The sequence below is a fragment of the Pseudomonas oryzihabitans genome (genome assembly GCF_014522265.1).
Taxonomy (GTDB): Bacteria; Pseudomonadota; Gammaproteobacteria; order Pseudomonadales; family Pseudomonadaceae; genus Chryseomonas; species Chryseomonas aestiva.
Genome location: NZ_CP017024.1, coordinates 1,150,915 through 1,166,730, shown reverse-complemented (window position 1 = coordinate 1,166,730; position 15,816 = coordinate 1,150,915). Strand labels below are relative to the sequence as shown.

At 64.6% G+C, this 15,816-nt stretch carries 13 protein-coding genes and 1 pseudogene; 2 read left to right on the top strand and 12 right to left on the bottom strand.

All coding sequences use genetic code 11. The annotated features are described in order from the left end of the window. Positions 1–13: 13 nt before the first annotated feature. Entirely contained in the window at positions 14–583 is a 570-nt protein-coding gene (gene plsY, locus BGI51_RS05390) for a glycerol-3-phosphate 1-O-acyltransferase PlsY (protein ID WP_187980512.1), read from the bottom strand. A 110-nt stretch (positions 584–693) separates the two neighbouring features. On the opposite strand from plsY, the gene folB reads away from it, so the two are divergent. Continuing rightward, the gene (gene folB, locus BGI51_RS05385; protein ID WP_187980511.1) at positions 694–1,047 is read left to right on the top strand and encodes a dihydroneopterin aldolase; all 354 of its coding nucleotides are present in this window, start codon (positions 694–696) and stop codon (positions 1,045–1,047) included. Next, a complete protein-coding gene (gene folK / locus BGI51_RS05380; protein ID WP_187980510.1) occupies positions 1,044–1,577 on the top strand; it encodes a 2-amino-4-hydroxy-6-hydroxymethyldihydropteridine diphosphokinase in 534 nt (177 codons plus the stop codon). The genes folB and folK overlap by 4 nt, the downstream gene beginning before the upstream one ends. Positions 1,578–1,614: 37 nt before the next feature. Here folK and BGI51_RS05375 read toward each other — a convergent pair whose 3' ends face one another. The 11 genes and pseudogenes from BGI51_RS05375 to BGI51_RS05325 all read right to left on the bottom strand — a co-directional run bounded on the left by BGI51_RS05375 (position 1,615) and on the right by BGI51_RS05325 (position 15,735). Beyond that, entirely contained in the window at positions 1,615–2,742 is a 1,128-nt protein-coding gene (locus BGI51_RS05375; RefSeq protein ID WP_187980509.1) for a multifunctional CCA addition/repair protein, read from the bottom strand. 52 nt (positions 2,743–2,794) lie between these two features. Further along, positions 2,795–4,336: a SpoVR family protein gene (locus BGI51_RS05370; protein ID WP_133861952.1), complete on the bottom strand. Its 1,542-nt coding sequence runs from the start codon at positions 4,334–4,336 to the stop codon at positions 2,795–2,797. Further along, a pseudogene (locus tag BGI51_RS05365) lies at positions 4,333–5,603 on the bottom strand (YeaH/YhbH family protein). Before BGI51_RS05365 ends, BGI51_RS05370 begins: the two are co-directional and overlap by 4 nt. 76 nt (positions 5,604–5,679) lie before the next feature. Continuing rightward, positions 5,680–7,602: a PrkA family serine protein kinase gene (locus BGI51_RS05360; RefSeq protein WP_133861950.1), complete on the bottom strand. Its 1,923-nt coding sequence runs from the start codon at positions 7,600–7,602 to the stop codon at positions 5,680–5,682. A 359-nt stretch (positions 7,603–7,961) separates the two neighbouring features. Continuing rightward, on the bottom strand, positions 7,962–8,291 hold the full coding sequence (gene glpE / locus BGI51_RS05355; protein WP_187980508.1) for a thiosulfate sulfurtransferase GlpE: 330 nt from the start codon (positions 8,289–8,291) through the stop codon (positions 7,962–7,964). After that, a complete protein-coding gene (locus tag BGI51_RS05350; protein ID WP_187980507.1) occupies positions 8,288–9,109 on the bottom strand; it encodes a symmetrical bis(5'-nucleosyl)-tetraphosphatase in 822 nt (273 codons plus the stop codon). Before BGI51_RS05350 ends, glpE begins: the two co-directional genes overlap by 4 nt. Positions 9,110–9,117: 8 nt before the next feature. Next, positions 9,118–9,504: a Co2+/Mg2+ efflux protein ApaG gene (apaG, locus tag BGI51_RS05345; protein ID WP_187980506.1), complete on the bottom strand. Its 387-nt coding sequence runs from the start codon at positions 9,502–9,504 to the stop codon at positions 9,118–9,120. A gap of 34 nt (positions 9,505–9,538) precedes the next feature. After that, positions 9,539–10,330 carry a 16S rRNA (adenine(1518)-N(6)/adenine(1519)-N(6))-dimethyltransferase RsmA gene (gene rsmA / locus BGI51_RS05340; protein ID WP_017640354.1) on the bottom strand — a complete coding sequence of 264 codons (792 nt, stop codon included), beginning with the start codon at positions 10,328–10,330 and terminating at the stop codon, positions 9,539–9,541. Between the two features lie 278 nt (positions 10,331–10,608). After that, positions 10,609–11,604: a 4-hydroxythreonine-4-phosphate dehydrogenase PdxA gene (pdxA, locus tag BGI51_RS05335; RefSeq protein ID WP_187980505.1), complete on the bottom strand. Its 996-nt coding sequence runs from the start codon at positions 11,602–11,604 to the stop codon at positions 10,609–10,611. A gap of 50 nt (positions 11,605–11,654) precedes the next feature. After that, complete coding sequence (locus BGI51_RS05330) at positions 11,655–12,950, bottom strand: peptidylprolyl isomerase (RefSeq protein WP_187981267.1); 1,296 nt, start codon at positions 12,948–12,950, stop codon at positions 11,655–11,657. After that, positions 12,931–15,735, bottom strand: coding sequence for an LPS-assembly protein LptD (locus BGI51_RS05325; protein ID WP_187980504.1), 2,805 nt, complete (start codon positions 15,733–15,735; stop codon positions 12,931–12,933). Before BGI51_RS05325 ends, BGI51_RS05330 begins: the two co-directional genes overlap by 20 nt. Positions 15,736–15,816: the final 81 nt, after the last annotated feature.

Below are 15,816 nucleotides of genomic sequence, written 5' to 3'. Positions count from 1 at the left end.
GGCGGCGCCAGGGTCAAAAATGACGCTCGGTGCCCTGGCGCAGGGCGCGCAGATTGTGTCGGTGGCGAATCAGGATGAGCAGGGCGAGCAGCAGCATGGGCGCCAGCAGATCCGCACGTTGCCAGGCGAACAGCGGCAGGATGCCGAGCACGGCGACCAGCGATGCCAGGGAGGCGATCCTCAGGCTGGCGAACACCGCAGCCCAGAGCACCAGCCCCAGCAGGGCCGCCGGCGGATAGAGGCCGAGTAGCAGCCCGGCTGCCGTGGCGACGCCCTTGCCACCGCGGAAATGGAAGTACAGCGGATAGAGATGGCCGACCACGGCGGCCAGCCCGATCCAGGCCTGCTGCAGGGGTGACAGTCCCAGCTGCTGGGCGATGAGCACGGGAATCAGACTTTTGCTCAGGTCTCCGGCCAGGGTCAGCAGCGCCAGTTTGCGCCCGGCCAGGCGCAGCATGTTGCTGGCACCGGGATTGCCGGAGCCGTCGTGACGCGGGTCGCGGGTGCCGAACAGGCGACTGAGCAGCACGGCGAAGGACAGCGAGCCCAGCAGATAGGCCAGCAGGAGCAGCAGCCAGAACATGGTAGGGTTCCGCGCCAGGAGAAGGCTCGATTCTACCGACAGCCCGCCGCCCGACGATAGGCCGGCGGCGACGATCACACAGAGCACGGCAAAGGTGCGAGGCAAAGGCAGTGGACAAGGTTTTCATCGAGGGACTCGAGGTCGACACCGTGATAGGGGTGTATGACTGGGAGCGTGACATCCGCCAGTGCCTGCGCATCGATCTCACCATGGGCTGGGATATCCGCACGGCGGCGGCGAACGACGAACTCGAACACACCCTGAACTATGCGGCGGTGGCCGAGCGCATCACCGCCTTCGCCCACGAGACCACCTTCGAGCTGGTGGAGACCTTTGCCGAGCGTCTGGCTGCCCTGTTGCAGGCGGAATTCAAGCTGCCCTGGCTGCGCCTGCGCATCACCAAGCCCGGCGCGGTGCCGACCGCCCGCGGCGTGGGCGTGGAGATCGAGCGGGGGCAGGCGTGACCCGGGTCTATCTGGGGCTGGGCAGCAATATCCAGCGCGAGCAGCATCTGGGCATGGCCCTGGACGAGCTCGCGACGCTGCTGACCGCCATGCAGTGCTCGCCGGTGTTCGAGAGCGAAGCGGTGGGTATCCGCAGTGCGCCCTTCTTCAATCTGGTGGTGGCGGGTGACACGGCGCTCGACCCGGCGGCCCTGAGTCAGAGACTCAAGGCCATCGAAACCCGCAGCGGTCGCTATGCGCCGGATCGCCAGGGCCTGCCGCTGGACATTGACATCCTGCTGCATGGCGACCTGGCCGGCGAGTTCGCCGGCCAGACCCTGCCGCGCGCCGAGATCCTGCGCAACGCCTTCGTGCTCTGGCCGCTGGCCCTGCTGGCCGGCGAGCGGCGGCATCCGGACAACGGCCGCCGGCTCGATGAGCTGTGGCAAGAAATGCGCGGCCAGACTACCCAGGTGCTGCGGCCGGTGGCTTTCAGCTGGAAGGGGCTGGAGTTGACGCCCGACGCCTTGCTGAGCGCCGATCGGGTATAGCGCAGCGGTCGTTGGGCTTCGCTGTGCTCAACCCAACCTACGAAAGCTGGGCCAGGGCGTCGATGCGGGCCTGTTTGAGCGCCTCGCCCAGAGCCGCGCCCTTGAAGCCCTGGGCGACCAGGGGTTGGACCTCGACTCCACGCAACACCTCGGCCGCTTGACGCAGCAAGGCCAGCGGTGGCTCGCCTTCTTCGGTCCTGACTGCCGCCGCACAGGCACAGGCCTGGAGGAATTCCTCGAAGCGCGCCGGGCGGCGCAGCACATCGAAACCCTGCAGCAGCTCGAACCAGGCCTCCGGCGTCAGCTGCCGGGCCCGCAGGGCCGTGGGCCAATGACGTGCCAGCAGCAATGCCAGCTCGGCGGGATCACGCGGGACCTTGAGGCGGGCGTTGATGGCAGCGTGCTTATCTTCCGGTACGTCCAGCAACAGGCAGGCCCAGCGTACGCTCAGCGAGGCCTGGACCTCGGCGCTTTGGCGCAGGGTGGCAGAGACCCGGGCGCCCGGCTCGGGCTGCTCGCCAGCGAACCCGGCAGCCACCTCCGGCAACAGCGCAGTCAGGGCGCCGCAATCGTGCAGCACCCGGATGAAGACATCGGGCCGCTCTTCGAGCAGGGCGCGCGAAATTTCCTTACACAACCGCTCGGCGGTCAGGGCATCCAGCTCGCCGCTGGCGACCATCTCCTGCATCAGCAGCAGCGTTTCGGGCGCCACCTGGAAACCCAGGCTGCAATAGCGGGCGGCGAAACGGGCGACGCGCAGCACGCGCAATGGATCTTCGGCGAAGGCAGGCGAGACGTGACGCAACAGGCGCGCCTGAAGATCCGCGCGCCCGCCATAGGGGTCGATGACCTGGCCATCGTCGTCTTCGGCCATGGCATTGACGGTCAGGTCGCGGCGGATCAGATCCTGTTCCAGGGTGACGTCAGGTGCGGCGTGGAAGGTGAAGCCACCATAGCCGCGCCCGCTCTTGCGTTCGGTGCGGGCGAGGGCGTATTCCTCGCCGGTCCGGGGATGCAGGAACACCGGGAAATCGGCGCCCACGGGACGATAACCCTGGGCGGCGAGGGCTTCGGCAGTGGCGCCCACCACGACCCAGTCGACTTCGGTCACCGGTCGGCCGAGCAGGCGATCGCGCACGGCGCCGCCCACCTTGTAGATTTGCATAGAAAAAGACCTCCTTGCGGAGGTCTAGGATAGCCCGAAAGCCTGACTCGGCTCAGATCGGCGAAGCCAGATCCAGACGCCGGTCATGGTCGCGGCTCTCGTGGCGGGGCGGAACCTGGAAGCTATGGGTGACATCTTCGCCCCTCATGCTTTCCAGGCGGATGTCGAACCCCCAGAGCCGGTGCAGGTGCTTGAGCACCTCGTCCGTGGAGTTGCCCAGCGGCTTGCGGTCATGCTGGAAGTGGCGAAGGGTGAGCGAACGATCGCCACGCCGGTCCACGTTCCAGATCTGCACATTGGGCTCGCGATTGCCCAGGTTGTACTGGGCGGCGAGTTGCTCGCGGATCAGACGATAGCCGCCGTCGTCGTGGATGGCCGCCACCTCCAGTTCGTCGCGCTGGTCGTCATCGAGGATGCTGAACAGCTTGAGGTCGCGGATCACCTTGGGCGAGAGGTACTGCAGGATGAAGCTTTCGTCCTTGAAGCTCTTCATGGCGAAGGTGACGGTTGCCAGCCAGTCGCTGCCGGCGATGTCGGGGAACCAGCGGCGGTCTTCCTCCGTGGGGTCCTCGCAGATGCGCCGGATGTCGCGGAACATGGCGAACCCCAGGGTGTAGGGGTTGATGCCACTGTAGTAGGGACTGTCGAAGCCCGGCTGGTAGATCACCCCTGCGTGGGATTGCAGGAATTCGAACATGAAGCCTTCGGTGACCAGGCCCTCGTCGTAGAGATCGTTGAGCAGGGTGTAGTGCCAGAAGGTGGCCCAGCCTTCGTTCATCACCTGGGTCTGGCGCTGGGGATAGAAGTACTGGGCGATCTTGCGCACGATGCGGATCACCTCGCGCTGCCAGGGCTCCAGCAGCGGCGCGTGCTTTTCCACGAAATAGAGGATGTTTTCCTGGGGTTCGCTGGGGAAGCGCGCCCCTTCGTCATGCGACTCCTTGCCGGCCATCTTGGGAATGGTCCGCCAGAGGTCGTTGACCTGCCGCTGCAACTGCTCTTCGCGCTCCTTCTGCCGCTGGCGTTCTTCGGCGGCGGAGATGGGGTAGGGCCGCTTGTAGCGATCCACCCCGTAGTTCATCAGCGCATGGCAGGAATCCAGCAGTTCTTCCACGGCATCGATGCCATGGCGTTCCTCGCACTGGGTGATGTACTGCTTGGCGAACACCAGGTAGTCGATGATGGAGCTGGCGTCGGTCCAGGTGCGGAACAGGTAGTTGCCCTTGAAGAAGCTGTTGTGACCGTAGCAGGCATGAGCGATCACCAGCGCCTGCATGGTCATGGTGTTCTCTTCCATGAGGTAGGCGATGCAGGGATCGGAATTGATCACGATCTCGTAGGCCAGGCCCATCTGGCCACGGCTGTAGTGCTTCTCGGTGTGCAGGAAGTGCTTGCCGTAGGACCAGTGGTTGTAGCCGATGGGCATGCCGACGGAGGCATAGGCATCCATCATCTGCTCGGCGGTGATCACCTCGATCTGGTTGGGGTAGGTGTCCAGCGCATAGCGCTTGGCGATCCGGGCGATCTCCCGGTCGTAGGTCTGGATCAGCTCGAAGGTCCATTCCGAGCCGGTGGAGATGGGCTCACGTTTCATGACACGAGTCTCCGCTGGAACAGTTCGCGGAACACGGGATAGATATCCCCGCCGAGACGATCTGCTGCTGCGAGAAGGAGTCCGGGAAGGCGCCGCGAACGTTCTCGTATTCGTACCACAGCGCCTGGTGCTCGCGCGGGGTGATCTCCACATAGGTGTAGTACTGCATGAACGGCAGAATCTGCTTGGTCAGGATCTCCCGGCAGATGGGCGAGTCGTCGTTCCAGTTGTCGCCGTCGGAGGCCTGGGCGGCATAGAGATTCCACTCGTTGACCGGATAGCGCTCGGCCATGACCTCCTGCATCAGCTTGAGGGCGCTGGAGACGATGGTGCCGCCGGTTTCCCGGGAGTAGAAGAATTCCTCCTCATCCACTTCCTTGGCGCTGGTGTGGTGGCGGATGAACACCACCTCGATGCGCTCGTAGTTCCGCTTGAGAAACAGGTAGAGCAGGATGTAGAAGCGCTTGGCGATGTCCTTGGTGGCCTGGGTCATGGAGCCAGAGACGTCCATCAGGCAGAACATCACCGCCTTGGAGCTGGGGCTGGGCTGCTTGGACAGCAGGTTGTACTTGAGGTCGAAGGTGTCGAGGAAGGGCACCTTGTCGATGCGCGCGCGCAGCCGCTCGATCTCGGCCTCCAGCGCCTGGATGTCGCCCAGGTTGTCGGGTTCCTCCACCCGCAGCCGCGCCAGCTCCGCCCTGGCTTCGCGCAGCTTGTTGCGACTGCCGCCGGAGAGGGCGATGCGCCGCGCATGGGAGGCGCGCAGGGTGCGGATGATGTTGATGCGGGCAGGATTGCCCTCGTTGCTGATGCCCGCGCGGACCGTCTTGAAGGTGTCGGTGCCGGTCAGCTGCTTCTTGACCAGATTGGGCAGCTCAAGGTCCTCGAACATGAAGTCGAGGAATTCGTCCTGGGTGATCTGGAAGGCGAATTCGTCCATGCCTTCGCCACTGTTGCTGGCCTTGCCCTGGCCCTGACCACCGCCGCCGCCCTGGGGACGCGGGATGCGTTCGCCGCTGACGAATTCCTTGTTGCCCGGGTGGACGATGGTCTGCCGCCCGCCCTTGCCTTGGTAGAGGGCGGGCTCGTCAATGTCGCGGGCAGGAATGCTGATCTGCTCGCCATGTTCCATGTCGGTGATGGAGCGCCGGCTCACGGCTTCCTCGACCGCCTTCTTGATGTGCTCACGATAACGCCGCAGGAAACGCGTGCGGTTCACCGTGCTTTTGTTCTTGCCGTTTAGACGCCGGTCGATGACATAGCTCATACAGGCCCTCCGGGCTATTGCAGGACACCACGACGACGCAGCTGGCGCGTCGTCGCGGGCTCAGCCTCAGGCTGCCTTACTGCGACTTGCGTACCCGTGAATACCACTCGGACAACAGTCGTACCTGCTTCTCGGTGTACCCGCGCTCTACCATGCGGGTCACGAAGTCGCTGTGCTTCTGCTGGTCTTCCTTGCTGGCCTTGGCATTGAAGCTGATGACCGGCAGGAGCTCCTCGGTGTTGGAGAACATCTTCTTCTCGATCACCGCGCGCAGCTTCTCGTAGGACAGCCAGCTCGGATTTTTGCCGTTATTGTTGGCACGGGCGCGCAACACGAAGTTGACGATTTCGTTGCGGAAATCCTTCGGATTGCTGATGCCGGCCGGTTTCTCGATCTTCTCCAGTTCCTCGTTGAGCGAGGCGCGGTTGAGGATCTCGCCGGTTTCCGGATCGCGGTATTCCTGATCCTGGATCCAGAAATCCGCGTAGAGCACGTAGCGGTCGAAGATGTTCTGGCCGTATTCGCTGTAGGACTCGAGGTAGGCGGTCTGGATCTCCTTGCCGATGAATTCCACGTAGCGCGGCGCCAGGTATTCCTTGATGAATCTCATGTAGCGCTCGCGGGTCTCGGCCGGGAACTGCTCGGCTTCGATCTGCTGCTCCAGCACATAAAGCAGGTGCACCGGGTTGGCCGCGATCTCGTTGGCGTCGAAGTTGAACACCCGCGAGAGGATCTTGAAGGCGAAGCGCGTGGAGAGCCCGTTCATGCCCTCGTCGACACCGGCGCTGTCGCGGTATTCCTGGATCGACTTGGCCTTGGGATCGGTGTCCTTGAGGTTTTCGCCGTCGTAGACGCGCATCTTCGAATAGATGTTGGAATTTTCCGGTTCCTTGAGGCGCGAGAGCACCGAGAACTGGGCCAGCATCTTCAGGGTGTCCGGCGCGCAATGGGCGTTGGCCAGGGAGCTGTTGACCAGCAGCTTGTCGTAGATGTGGATCTCGTCGGAGACGCGCAGGCAGTAAGGCACCTTGACGATGTAGATCCGGTCGATGAAGGCCTCGTTGTTCTTGTTGTTGCGGAAGGTGTGCCACTCGGATTCGTTGGAGTGGGCCAGGATGATGCCGCTGTAGGGCAGCGCGCCGAGGCCCTCGGTGCTGTTGTAGTTGCCTTCCTGGGTCGCGGTCAGCAGGGGGTGCAGGACCTTGATCGGGGCCTTGAACATCTCCACGAATTCCATCAGGCCCTGGTTGGCGCGGCACAGGGCGCCGGAGTAGCTGTAGGCATCCGCATCGTTCTGCGGGTATTCTTCCAGCTTGCGAATGTCCACCTTGCCCACCAGGGCGGAGATGTCCTGGTTGTTCTCGTCGCCCGGCTCGGTCTTGGCGATGGCGATCTGGTTGAGGATGGAGGGGTAGAGCTTGACCACCCGGAACTTGCTGATGTCGCCGCCGAATTCCTGCAGCCGCTTCGCGGCCCAGGGCGACATGATGCTGCGCAGGTAGTGGCGGGGAATGCCGTAGTCCTCTTCGAGGATCTGGCCGTCCTCGTCGGGATTGAACAGCCCCAGGGGCGATTCGAACACCGGCGAGCCCTTGATGGCGTAGAAGGGGACCTTCTCGATCAGGTGCTTGAGTTTTTCCGCGAGGGACGATTTACCGCCACCTACCGGGCCGAGCAGATAGAGGATCTGCTTCTTCTCTTCCAGGCCCTGCGCCGCGTGGCGGAAATAGGACACGATCTGCTCGATGCAGTCTTCCATGCCATGGAAGTCGGCAAAGGCAGGGTAGCGGCGGATGACCTTGTTGGAAAAGATGCGGGACAGGCGTGAGTCGCTGGTGGTGTCCACCAGTTCGGGTTCGCCGATGGCCATGAGCATGCGCTCGGCGGCACTGGCAAAGGCGGTACGATCCTTCTTGCAGATCTCAAGGTATTCCTGAAGGGAATACTCTTCCTGGCGAGTCGCTTCAAAACGCCCCTGGAAGTGACTGAAAATGCTCATGACGTCTCCTCGCTGGATACCCTGGACCAGCTTGGAATCGATGCCTGGAGCCTTGCCTTGCTGCCGGTGGGGAGCGGTCATGCCGGGCGACGAAAGATAACGTCCCTAATACCTTCGTTGTCGTCTTGCCTAATCGATCCGCCTGCAGAAGTAGGGTTGGGTTTCGAGAGACGCACGAAGGAGACCGATGGAGACGGTCCCCCTGGAATTCCCCGAATCTCCAGTGGTTACACCGATGGTCCAAAGCCGGTTATCGAACCCGCCGTTTCCGGAGGGCCTGATTCCAGAATAGTCCTATCTGCGAGATGTGGAAGAGCCAATTCGGTTTATTCTTGTAACCACAGCGTCAAGCCATTGTGTTAAAGGGCCTCGCCACTTTCGGTCTGTTCGGGATAGCGGGTACGCCAGTTTTCGAAGCCGCCGTCGACACTGTAGACCTGGCTGAAGCCCTGGCCGGCCAGAAAGGCCGCCGCGCTCTGACTGGAGTGACCGTGGTAGCAGAACACCAGCAGCGGCGCGTCGAGATCGGCGGCCGCGATGAAGTCGTGGATGTTCTGGTTGTCGAGACGCTGGGCGCCGGCGACGTGCAGGGTGGCATAGCTGTGCGGGTCACGGATGTCGACGATCCGCGCGCCCTCGCTACGCAGTTCCAGCGCCCGTTCCGGGGAGATACAGGTGAATTCGCTCATTTCTTCTCCTTGCAACTGCAGAGATGACGGCGGTTGCCGTCGACGTCGAGCAGGGTCATGTCGCCGCCCCAGACACAGCCGCTGTCGAGCGCCTCGACATTGGGCGCCGCGCAGCGACCCTTGAGCGCGGCCCAGTGGCCGAACAGGATGCGCACGTCGCGGGTCAGCCGGTGATCGTGGCTGAACCAGGGGGCGAAACCGGCCGGCGCGCTGTCCAGGCCTTCCTTGCTCTTGAATTCCAGGCGACCTTCCGGGCTGCAGAATCTCATGCGCGTCAGGTAGTTGGTGATCAGGCGCAGGCGCTCCTGGCCTTGCAGCTCATCTTGCCAGAGCGCCGGCTCGTTGCCATACATCTGCTCGAGAAAGGGCACATGGGCCTGGTCATCGCGCAATACGGCTTCCACTTCGCCGGCCAGGCTCAGGGCCTGGGCCAGCGTCCATTGCGGCGGCAGACCGGCGTGGACCAGCACGCAGTTGCGCCCGGCATCGTGCCGCATCAGCGGCAGGTGGCGCAGCCAATGCAGCAACTCGTCGCGGTCGGGGGCGGCGAGGATGTCGCTCAGGGTGTCCTGCTTCTTCAGCCTGGCGCCGCCCAAGGCCACTGCCAGCAGGTGCAGGTCGTGATTGCCCAGGACGCTGACCAGCGAATCGCGCATCCCGTACAGGTATCTCAAGGTTTCCAGGGACTGAGTTCCGCGATTGACCAGATCACCCACCAGCCAGAGGCGGTCCTGCGCGGGATCGAAGCGGACCTCGTCGAGGAGGCATTTGAGCGGGTCGAGGCAACCTTGCAGGTCGCCAACGGCGTACAGCGTCATCGGGACTCCTAGTGCAGCGAGCCGGGTACGGCCAGGCGGAAGGTGGGGATGGTGGCCTCGAAGGTATGGCCATCGCTGGCGACCATCTGGTAGCTGCCCCTCATGCTGCCCACCTGGGTCGGCATCAGGGTGCCGCTGGAATAGCTGTGGGTTTCGCCCGGTGCGATCAGCGGTTGCTCGCCCACCACGCCCGGGCCGCGCACTTCCTGCGCCTCGCCATTGCCGTCGGTGATGATCCAGTGGCGGCTGAGCAGCTGCGCCGGCAGCCGGCCGTCATTGCGGATGCTCACGTCGTAGGCGAAGGCGTAGCGCTCCTGGCTGGCGCTGGATTGTTCGGGCAGGTAGCGGGTGGTGACCTGCACGGTGATGAGGTAGCGCGGATCGGGCTCGGTCACAAGAGGATTCTCGGCAGATACGGATGGAGGGGCTTCAGCTGGACGCCAGCTGGTTGGCCAGGCGTACATAAGCGGCCAGGTCCAGCTGTTCGGGGCGCAGCCCCGGGTCGACATCAGCGGCTTCGATGGCGGCGCTGTCCAGGGTGCCCTTGAGGGTGTTCCTGAGGGTCTTGCGCCGCTGGCCGAAGGCCTCGCGGACGACGCGCTCCAGAAGGACCGGATCGCGCGCCACGTGGGGGCGCTCGGTGTGGGGCACCAGGCGCACGATGGCCGAATCCACCTTGGGCGGCGGATTGAAGGCACCCGGACCGACGTTGAACAGGTGTTCCACACGGCAGTGGTACTGCACCATGATCGACAGCCGACCCCAGTCGCCGTTGCCGGGCACCGCGGCCAGCCGTTCCACCACTTCTTTCTGCAGCATGAAGTGCATGTCGGCGATGATGTCGGCGAAGCTGAGCAGGTGGAAGATCAGCGGTGTGGAGATGTTGTAGGGCAGGTTGCCCACCACCCGCAGCCGATCGCCGGCGGCGATGCTGGAGAGGTCGTACTTCATGGCGTCACCCTGGTGCAGGGTGAACAGCGGATTGAGGCCGAACTTGAGTCGGAGCAGGGGAATCAGGTCCTGGTCCAGCTCGATGACGTCGAGCCGGGCGCCACTGCCGAGCAGGCCTTCGGTGAGGGCGCCCTGGCCCGGGCCGATTTCCAGCAGGCGTTCGCCGGGTCGACCGTGGATGGCGCGCAGGATGCGATGGATCACTCCGGCGTCGTGCAGGAAGTTCTGGCCGAACCTCTTGCGGGCGCGGTGTTGGTAGAGCTCGGTCATCAGGTGCTCCGGCGCAGGCAGCGGGCCTGCGATTTCAAGACGGCAAAGACCCACCAGTTTAGCAGACCCTTGACCGTCACCGGAGCGCTCAGAGCCTGTTCATAACCTGCTGCGCGTCGGCCAAACTGCGTTGAAAAGACCCTGGAAGGCCAGCTCCGTCGGAGATGCTCTTTTACCCTTCGTAAACTCGCCCGCGAGTCCGATCCGCTTCCTCAGGGCTTTTTGCGGGGCCGCCCAGGCCTTGTTTGTCTCTGAGCTCGCGCGCTGTGAACAGCCTCTTAAGTCACCGAACGGCGATGGGCCGCCATGCTGTAGGCGGTCTCCAGGGCGACCTTCAGACTGCCGGTATCGATGCGTCCGCTGCCGGCCAGGTCGAGGGCGGTGCCATGGTCGACCGAGGTGCGGATGATCGGCAGACCCAGGGTCACGTTGACCGCGGCGCCGAAACCCTTGTGCTTGAGCACCGGCAGGCCCTGGTCGTGATACATGGCCAGGACTGCGTCGCAGTGCTCGAGGTGCTTGGGTGTGAAGAGGGTGTCGGCGGGCAGCGGCCCGATGAGGTCGAGGCCTTCGGCGCGCAGACTGTCCAGCGCCGGCTCGATGATCTCGATCTCCTCACGACCCAGGTGACCACCTTCGCCGGCATGGGGATTGAGACCGCAGACCAGGATGCGCGGCCGCGCCACACCGAAATAGCGCTGCAGATCGCCATGCAGGATGCGGGTCACATCCAGCAGTGTCTGGCGATCGATGGCATCGGGCACCTCGCGCAGTGGCAGATGGGTGGTGACCAGGGCCACTCTCAGGCCGGCCGTTGCCAGCAGCATCACCACCTGGGGAGTATGGGTCAGCTCGGCAAGAAATTCGGTGTGGCCGGAAAAGGCCACGCCGCCGTCGTTGATCACGCCCTTGTGCACCGGCGCGGTGATCATCCCGGCAAAGGTGCCGTCGAGACAGCCCTGGCCGGCGCGGGTCAGGGTGTCCAGGACATAGGCGGCATTGGCGGTATCGAGCTGGCCGGTCACCACCGGGGCACCCAGCGGGGTATCCCAGACATAGAGCGCACCGGCGGGTGCCGGACGGTCGGGCCAGGCCGTGGGAGCGACCTCGATAAGCTCGATGGCGAGTCCCAGCTCGATTGCGCGGGCGGCCAGGAGATCGCGGCTGGCGATGGCGATCAGGGCGTGGGGCTGGGCCACGCGGGCCAGCAGCAGACAGAGGTCGGGACCGATACCGGCGGGCTCACCGGAGGTCAGGGCGAAGCGCAGGGCCATGGCGGGCTCCGGAAACAAGAAGGCCGCAGGGGGTGCCTGCGGCCTTGGGGTTACTGCTTGATCTCGACGTAGGCTTCGTCGCGGATCTGGCGCAACCAGGTCTGCAGTTCCTGGTCGTACTTGCGGCTACGCAGGAGATTCAACGCCTGCTGCTCGCGCGCCTGCTGGGTGTTGTCGGTGGCCCGACGGCCCAGGACTTCCAGAATGTGCCAGCCGAAGGCGGTGCGGAATGGCTGCGACAGCTGGTTGACCGGCGAGTTGTTCATCACCTCGCGGAATTCCGGGACCAGGGATTCCGGATTGATCCAGCCCAGGTCGCCGCCATTGAGCGCCGAGCCCGGATCTTCCGAGAAGCTCTTGGCCAGGGTGGCGAAGCTTTCGCCGTTCTGAATGCGCTCGCGCAGGCGCGCCGCCAGACGCTGGGTCTCGGCGTCGCTGCGCACGGCATTGGGCTTGAGCAGGATGTGCCGGACGTGCACCTCGTCGACGATGCTGGCCTCGCCTCCGCGCTTCTCCTCCACCTTGAGGATCACGAAGCCGCCGGGCACGCGCACCGGCTGGGTGATGCCGCCGACGCCGACACTGCCGATCAGGCGATCGAAGGGCGGGGGCAGCTGGGCAGCCTTGCGCCAGCCGATCTCGCCGCCGTCGAGGGCGTTGTCACCGGCCGAGCGGGCAATGGCCAGCTGGTTGAAGTCGGCGCCCTGGCGCAGCTGGTTGTAGGTGTCCTGGGCCTGGCGCGCGGCGGCGTCGAGACCGGCGGTGCCGGCGTTGTCCGCTGCCGGGATCAGGATGTTGGCCAGGCGATACTCTTCGGACAGCTGCAGCTTGCCCAGGTCCGAGGCGAGGAAGTTCTGCACCTCCTGCTGGGTGACCTGCACGCGCTGACCGACCTGACGCTGACGCACCCGGCTGATCATCATCTCGCGGCGGACCTGCTCGCGGGCGGCGTCGTAGGAGAGACCGTCGCGGGCCAGGGCCTTGCGGAAGTCGGCCACGCTCAGGCCATTGCGCTGGGCGATGGTGGCCACGGCCTGGTTGAGCTCTTCGTCGGAGATCTTCACGCCCATGCGCCCGGCCAGCTGCATCTGGATGTCTTCCAGGATCAGCCGTTCGAGCACCTGCTGGCGCAGCTCGCTTTCCGGCGGCGCCGCGGCGCCGCGGCGGGTGATGTTCTGCTTGACCTCGTTGAGTCGCTGATCGAGCTGGCTCTGCATGACCACGTCGTTGTCGACGATGGCCACGACCTTGTCGAGCGGGACCACGGCAGCCTGAGCCAGAGGGGAGAGAGCGAGCGCCGCGCCCAGGGCGAGCGGGCGCAGGGCGTTACATAGCTTGGTCTTCACGTTCACGATAGCCTTGAATGCCTCTGTCCAGGAAGCCTTCGGTCTTGCCGCCGAAGACGTTGCCAAGTCCCTTGAGCACGATCTGCAGGAAGATCCCGCGATCGGCTTCGGAACTCTGGGCGGTGTAGAAGACGTCGTCTTCGCTCTTGAGCCAGTAGCGGCTGATCAGGCGCAGCTTCCAGCAGCAGTTGTCGTATTCGAAGCCACCGAAGGCTTCGAGGGTACGGCTCTTGTTGTAGTCGAACTGCCAGCGGGCAATCGCGGACCACTGGGGCACGATCGGCCAGATGAAGGAGATGTCGTGCTGGTCGACCTTGTAGTCGTCGCTGTTGTAGGTGAAGCGGCCGAAGTTCGGATCGAACACTCGGACGTTGTCACGATAGCGATAGCCGACGTTGAGGATCTTGCCCGGCTCGGCTTCCGGCTGGTAGTGGAACATGACGCTGCCGGAGTCGGTCTGGTGCAGGGTCGGATCCCAGTTGAATTCGCCGTTCACGCGCCAGTCGCGATTGAAGCGATACATGCCAGCCAGGGCATAGGGCGAGCGCGAGGTGGTGGCCTGGGGATTGTCGATGTTCTGCCCCAGGCTGCGGGCGTAGGCCAGGTCGTCCTTGGTCAGGCCGGGCAGCTGCACTTCGCGGTCGCGGAAGTAGAACAGCTGGCCGAAGCTCACGTTGGCGCGCTCGAAGCCGTTGGGCTCGATGAAGCGGCTGGTGGCACCCAGGGCCAGCTGGTTGGCGTCGCCGATGCGGTCGCGACCGGTGAAGCGGTTGTCGCGCCACAGCGAGCTGTAGCTGAAGGTGTATTCGCCGGTATCGAACACCGGCAGATCGTCCTGGTCGCGGTTGGGTACGTAGAGGTACTTGGCGCGGGGTTCCAGGGTCTGCTTGCCGCCTTCGCCGAACAGGTTCGAGGTGCGGTCGAAGTAGAGGCCGCTGTCGAGGCTGAAGATCGGCACCGAGCGGGTCGGGCTGTCGTTGAAGCTGGTCACGCTGGAACCGGCCGCGGCACGACGGCTACCGCCAACCAGCGGCGAGTTCAGGTCGTTCTGGCCGGTGCTGTCCAGATCCAGGTCGTAGCGGGTATAGGCATAGCGCAGCGACGGCGTCAGGAAGCCCCAGGACGCGGTCATCGGGCGGGCAATGCCCGGCTCGACGTGGTAGCGATTGCCTTCGGCGCGGGTCAGGCCGAACAGGTTGACGTCCGGGCGGTTGCGCACGTTGGTGCGGTTGCCGTTGTCGTCCAGGTCGAAGTAGGTGTTGTCGTCGAAGCTGCGGGTGAAGCGCACCGCCTCGGTGTCGTAGGTGAAGTCCAGGCCGCCCGGGTTGTAGGGCAGGGCGCCGCTCAGGGTCAGCTGCGGCAGGCGGTTATAGGGCGTCACGTCGGAGACGGTAGCCAGCTGGTAGGCCTGGGCGTTGAGGCCGGCGACGAAGGTGTCGCCGCGGTAGGTCAGGCGACCCTGCTGGTTGACGTAGGTCGGCTTGTTGATGCCGAGGTCGGTGTCCAGGTCCTGGAAGTAGTAGGGATCGCTGATGCGGGTGTAGTCCACCTCGGCCATCAGGCGCGAATCCAGGCCGCTGCGATTCTTCCAGCCGTACAGCCAGCGGTTGTCGGTGGCTTCCGGTTCGCCCTCGTGCTCCGGGTCGGTGTCCTTGAGGTAGGAGCCGTAGACCTCGCCTTCGCTGCTGCGGGTCAGGTAGCGGAAGTCGCCCTCGGTCTGCAGGCCGTGCTTGGCCATGTAGCGCGGATAGAGGGTGGCGTCATAGTTGGGCGCCAGGTTGAAGTAGTAAGGCGTGGTGATCGCGAAGCCGGTGTCGCTGGAAGTGCTGATCGAGGGCGCCAGGAAACCGGACTGCCGACGGTCGTCGATCGGGAAGTAGATGAAGGGCGTATAGAGGACCGGAATGTCCTTGACTCGCAGCGTGGCGTTGGTCGCGTAGCCGAGGCCGGTGGCCGGATTCAGGGTGACGGTGTTGCCCTTGACCTGCCAGGCGTTGCTGCCCGGTTCGCAGGTGGTGTAGGTGCCATCCTTGAGGCGGATGATGGCGTCGTCGCCACGCTTGGCGTAGAGCGCGCTGCCACGGGCGCGGCTCTGGTGCATGACGAATTCGGCGTTGTCGACCTGGACCTGGCCGTTGTCCAGCTGCATGTCGGCCTTGTCGCCGACCATCAGCAGGCCGTTGTCGCGGAATTTGACGTTGCCCTTGAGCTCGCCGCGATTCTCCAGCTGGTGCAGGTTGGCTTCCTGGGATTCCACCTGCATGCCGCCCTGGCGCAGCACTACGTCACCGGCCAGGGTGGCGACCTGCTGCTCCTGCTCGTAGCGCGAGGCCTTGGCGGAGATATAGGTCGGGGCCTTGGCGGTCGGGGTGTCGTCGTACATGCCCGGACGCTGCGGCTCGACATAGGCACCGCTGCAGTAGGGACCGGTCTCGGCCAACTGGGCCGGGGTCAGCTGATCGCGCGGGACCCAGTCCAGGTGGCTGTAGTCGGCGCTGCGGGACTTGAGGGCGCGGCCCTTGCTCTCGGTCACCAGCACGGCAGCATCGCCCTTGCGCGCGGCGGGCTCCGCCGCGACGCCCTGGGTCTCGCCCTTGCTGGGGCGGGGAGGAATGGCCGCGGTGGGTGCCTGGGTGTTGCACGACCAGCCGCCGCCGGCTCCGGCGTTACAGCTGAACTGCTCGGCGGGGGCGGCGATAAGGGCGGTGACGGGCTGCATGGCGAGCAGGCTGCCGGTTACCAAGAGGGGAAATTTTCTGCGAAACGCGGGGGTTTTCACGGCCATCCTTAAAGTCGTCCTGCACGCCGGCCATTAAGGGGCCGCGGCCTCTCGATGGGCTCAAAAAGATAGCGGATAATAAAACAT